Raw genomic sequence first — 1,004 nt, forward strand, 5'->3', positions numbered from 1 at the left:
TGCAACACCTGAGCATTTCGCTAAGGTGTTGTCCCATGTCTTACCTCGAACTCAGTATTGAAGAACGTGCCAGCATCCAAGTGGGTCAAGCCCAAGGGATGAGCCTTCGGCATATTGCCCAGCTCCTGGGGCGAGCTCCTTCAACCATCTCTCGTGAAATACGCCGTAACCAAATGGCCCAGAACGGTTACTGCGCCCGGTACGCCCAACGTCAGCGAGAAAAGCGTCGAGGGGTCTGTCGTCCTGCGCGTAAGATTTTGCCAGGCACCGAGCGGTTTGATCTCATCGTGCATATGTTGCGGCGACGCTTGTCTCCCGAACAAATTAGCGGCAAGCTCAAGACGATGAAACTACCTGATTTGCGCGATGCCTACGTCTGCCGAGAGACCATCTACACGGCCATTTATGCCTTGCCTGTTGGCCACCTTCGCAAGGAACTGATTCACTGCTTGCGACAAGGTAAAACCACACGCAAGCCTCGCCGTGGCGAAGTGGATCGACGTGGACAGATCCCTGACATGGTCAGCATTCACTTACGTCCGCCCGAGGTCAGTAAGCGTGAAATGCCCGGCCACTGGGAAGGCGATCTGATCAAAGGTAAGAATAACGCGTCCGCGGTAGGCACCTTGGTAGAGCTTAGCAGTGGCTATCTGATCCTCGCGAAAATGGACGACGCCACCGCCACATCCGCCGTAGCAGGTTTTAGTGCCGCCCTGAACCGAATGCCGGCCACCGCTCGAAAAAGCATGACCTATGATCAGGGGCGTGAAATGGCACAGCATGCAAAAATCACTCAAGAAACGGGCGTTGCGATTTATTTTTGCGATCCCCACAGCCCCTGGCAACGTGGGGCCAATGAGAATATCAATGGTCTTATCCGTCAATATTTACCGAAAGGAACGGACCTTTCAGCACATAGCCAGGAAGAGCTGGACGCCATTGCCTTTGAGCTGAATATGCGACCTCGAAAACGCTTTGGATTTAAATGTCCGATAGAAGTGATG

Annotated in this window: 1 protein-coding gene; it reads left to right on the forward strand. The window is 53.6% G+C overall.

The annotated features are described in order from the left end of the window. Window positions 1-35: 35 nt before the first annotated feature. The coding region (locus ACIGG6_RS18270) for an IS30 family transposase (protein ID WP_399846555.1) at window positions 36-1,004 on the forward strand (969 nt) is incomplete at its 3' end.

This window comes from Vreelandella lionensis (assembly GCF_044543515.1).
In the GTDB taxonomy this organism is placed as follows: Bacteria; Pseudomonadota; Gammaproteobacteria; order Pseudomonadales; family Halomonadaceae; genus Vreelandella; species Vreelandella lionensis.